This window comes from Veillonella dispar (assembly GCF_937975875.1).
In the GTDB taxonomy this organism is placed as follows: domain Bacteria; phylum Bacillota; class Negativicutes; order Veillonellales; family Veillonellaceae; genus Veillonella; species Veillonella dispar_B.
The window spans coordinates 1-3,881 of sequence record NZ_CALJSP010000027.1 but is presented as its reverse complement, the minus strand read 5'-3'; the positions used below and the strand labels follow the sequence as shown (position 1 = coordinate 3,881).

The window sequence follows — 3,881 nt, the reverse complement described above, 5'->3', positions numbered from 1 at the left end:
AGATGCGCAGTACTATTGAAACTGCATTTTATGGAAACAATGTAACGCCTATTACATCTGTGGCACAAGCGTACCAATTTGCCACTGAAGAACCTGGCGTTATCGTCCTCGATATGCCTGTATATAAACCATGCGAGCAAGGTTTGCCAGCTGATGCAAAGGTACTTGTTACAAACGATGGTAAAACTACAGGCCGTTATGCAAAAGCTCGTCGCATTATTGGCGATGAAGGCATTGACGAAGTGGAACTTGCTAATATTGCACGTGATGCAGTCTATGATAGCCGCGGTAAAGAATGGATTTCTGCTGATACTATCGTAGGTCTTGATAAAAAGTTCACAGCTCGTGCGCATTTGATGATTCCGAAAGACCATGCATCCATTTTGTATTCTTGGATCATGAACTTCAAGTTCTTTGATGCAGCAGTAAAAGAATTCTACAATGATAGTGTAGAAATTCCAGAAGGCGACATTTATATCTATTCTGATCCTGACTATGTGGTACCAGGTCATCCAGGTGGGCTTGCTATTTTTGATCCAGCTCATAACTGCGCTATGATTCTTGGTATGCGTTACTTCGGTGAGCATAAAAAAGGTACCCTTACATTGGCGTGGTCCTTGGCGAACCGCTTCGACTATGTAGCATGCCACGGTGGTATGAAACGTTACAATCTTGACAATGGTAAAAGCTATACAATCGGTGTATTTGGCTTGTCCGGTTCTGGTAAATCCACATTAACTCATGAAAAGCATGATGGTCGTTATGATATTTCTATCTTGCATGACGATGCGTATATCATCAATACTAATGACTTGAGTTCTATTGCTCTTGAACCTACATATTTTGACAAAATGCAAGACTATCCTGTGGAACATCCTGCTAATGAATTCTTGTTGACTCTACAAAATGTTGGCGTAACTATGGATGAGGATGGCCATAAGGTTGTGTTGGCAGAAGATGTGCGTAATAATAATGGTCGCGCTATTAAATCTCAATTCTGGACAGATAATCGTGTAAACTACGTAGATCAACCAGTTAATGCCATTGTATGGCTTATGAAGGATAAAACGTTGCCACCAATCCTTAAAATTAATGACCCTGTTTTGGCATCTACAATGGGCGCAACACTAGCGACACGTCGTTCTACTGCTGAAAAACTGGATGCTCACGTTGATCCAAATGCACTTGTTATCGAACCATATGCAAATCCATTCCGTACATATCCATTGGTTCGTGACTATGAAAGCTACAAAAAACTATTCTCTGAATGTGGCGTACAATGCTACATTATGAATACAGGCTTCTTCTTGGAAGACAAAATTCCTAAAGAGGTAACTCTTGATTTATTGGAACGTTTGGTAGAAGGTACATTGGACTTCAAACCATTCTATAAATATGAAAACCTCTCTTATGTTGAGGTTCCTGGTTTTGAACCACCATTCCAAGTGCGTGAATACCATCACCAATTACACAAAGCGTTCGAGTTCCGCTATGACTATGTAGAAAAACTTATTGGTCATAAAAACGAATTGCCCCGAGAAGTATTGGATGTATTGAAAACTCTAATGTAGTCTCAAAATTTATTAAATCCTCAATATAATATTGAGATTGTCTAACTGCTCAAATAAAAGGCCCTCCTTGTGGAGGGCTCTTTCTTTTGTGGTAATATATACTTATGATAAATCAATAATGTTTTGTTATAAGGTGTTTTTATGGATATAAAGGATATTAAATATATAAGTACCATCGTTGAGATGGCATCATTTTCAAAGGCGTCTAAAAAACTATATATCTCTCAACCTGCATTGAGTCAAAGTATTCGTCGCATTGAGGCTGAATTAGGGGTGCCTTTATTTGCTCGAGATCGGACAAAGGTTGTACCCACCGCTGCAGCCTTATAAATTGCTAAAGAGGGTATGCCTTTAGTAGGAAAGGTAGAGGCTTTAACGCAGTCGATCATTAATCAAGGGTCTGATGCGGCTTATCATGTGCGTATTGGATTATCTCAATTCTATGGTCACCATATGTTGGGAAAAACATTAAAGAGCTTTCAACAAATTGAGCCATCCTGGGAATTTCACGTAGTAGAAGGGGAGTCCCATTTTTTGGAGCAACAAATTTGTGATGGATTGGTTGATGTAGGTCTATTCCCAACACCAATCTACTCTCAGGCCCTTGAAAGTTATCCTGTGTTAGATGAGCAAATTTTATTAGCTGTTAGTGTAGAGAATAAAAAAGCTATAGCTATTGCTGACTCGCTCATGACACCGAATGGAATACATGAGATAGCACCATTTGGGTCTTTTCCTTTTATTCTCATAAGAGAAGGCCTTAAGTTGCGAACCTTGGTAAATCGTCTATGTCAGGCTGAATCCTTTGTGCCTAAAGCGGTTATTGGCTCTGAAAATCTTGACACTTGTAGATCCCTGGTAGAAGATGATTATGGTATTACTTTCTTGCCAAGTACATTAAATAGTAAGGGCGATGATGATAAAGTTAAATTCTATCCTTTAGCATCGAAACTATGTTTCCGTCAATTAGTTCTTGTAGCGAGATCAGATAGAGCAAAGCGATTCCATTTGCCTGAAGTGGCTCAAGTTATGCAACAATTCTTATAAATTATACAGATGGAATGTTAGAGTATTAAGTACTGTTTGCAAATAATAATTCATATAAAACAATATATAAATATAGTATTCTATAGATAAAAGAGGTTAATTCCCTAAGTTTACAGGAATTAACCTCTTTTGCTTTGTGAAAGAAAACTGAAAATATCGAATTTGATAAATATAGCAATTACAATGTTCTTTGAAGCAAATGAGTCAAAAAATTCTCAAAAAATAATTGACAAATGTCCTTTCAGAAAATATACTTAAATAAGGTTAAAACATATTTAGGAGATAGGATTTAAAACCCACAAGTGTGGTGGATTTAAAAAATAAAATAAAAGTAGAATATGTTTTCTTATTATTGTTAGTTGGCCTACGTAGGCCCCTAGGAGGTTTATTATGAATAAAGATGTGGAAAACAAAAACACCCATGACCACAGCCATGGCGAACATCATCACCATCATGATCATGACCATCATCACCATGACCATGACCACTGCCATTGTGGCGGTCACCATCACGATCACGACCATGATCATCATCATGACCATGACCATAGTCATGGTAAAGCGTTGCCAACGGATAAATGGGTGCCACACACTCATGAACCAGGGGTACCTCATGAACATGGCGTAAACGATTACATGAAAGCCGTTGCTGAGTATCGTAAAACTTGGCCTACAAAACAAGATGTTATCGAACAAACACCAGATCCAGCTGTACGCGAAATGATTCTTCGCATGGAGCAAATTGGTTGCGATACAGTATTTGACCGTTTCGATAAACAACAACCACAATGTACTTTTGGTATTGCTGGCGTATGTTGTCGTGTTTGCTTCATGGGTCCATGTAAAATTACACCTAAGAGCCCTCGTGGTGTCTGCGGTGCTGATGCTGACCTTATCGTAGCTCGTAATATGACACGTGCTGCTGCAGGTGGCTTAACACAACATGGTGCGCATGCTCGAGAAATCTTGATTTCTTTGAAAGCTGCTGCTAACGATCAATTGGATATTCCAATTTTAGGGGAAGAAAAAATTCGCACAGTATGTAAAGCTTTCAACATCCCTGAAGAAGGTCGTTCCTTAAAAGAAGTGGCTAATGACTTGGCAGATGTTCTATTAGAAGATTTGAGCCGTGCATTGCCTGGCGAATATAAAACAATTACAGCGTTAGCTCCAGCTGAGCGCCGTGAAGTTTGGAAAAACCTTGATATCTTACCTATTTCTGCGTACAATGAAGCCTTTGATGCATACCATCGTACATGTGTA

General features: G+C 38.8%; 3 protein-coding genes and 1 pseudogene. All 4 read left to right on the top strand.

All coding sequences use genetic code 11. The features are described 5' to 3' along the window. The first annotated feature begins 2 nt into the window (after nt 1-2). On the top strand, nt 3-1,571 hold the full coding sequence (locus Q7P05_RS01125; protein WP_303930105.1) for a phosphoenolpyruvate carboxykinase (ATP): 1,569 nt from the start codon (nt 3-5) through the stop codon (nt 1,569-1,571). A gap of 141 nt (nt 1,572-1,712) precedes the next feature. Further along, entirely contained in the window at nt 1,713-1,901 is a 189-nt protein-coding gene (locus tag Q7P05_RS01120) for a LysR family transcriptional regulator (RefSeq protein WP_303930104.1), read from the top strand. Nucleotides 1,902-1,916: 15 nt separating this feature from the next. Beyond that, a complete protein-coding gene (locus Q7P05_RS01115) occupies nt 1,917-2,618 on the top strand; it encodes a LysR family transcriptional regulator substrate-binding protein (RefSeq protein ID WP_303930103.1) in 702 nt (233 codons plus the stop codon). Nucleotides 2,619-3,008: 390 nt separating this feature from the next. After that, nucleotides 3,009-3,881 (top strand): annotated as a pseudogene (locus Q7P05_RS01110) (carbon monoxide dehydrogenase); the annotation flags it as partial.

Excerpts from the sequence above, each read along its gene's own strand:
- Q7P05_RS01115 (WP_303930103.1), top strand. The coding sequence starts at position 1,917 with ATGCCTTTAGTAGGAAAGGTAGAGGCTTTAACGCAGTCGATCATTAAT.
- Q7P05_RS01125 (WP_303930105.1), top strand. The coding sequence starts at position 3 with ATGCGCAGTACTATTGAAACTGCATTTTATGGAAACAATGTAACGCCT.
- Q7P05_RS01120 (WP_303930104.1), top strand. The coding sequence starts at position 1,713 with ATGGATATAAAGGATATTAAATATATAAGTACCATCGTTGAGATGGCA.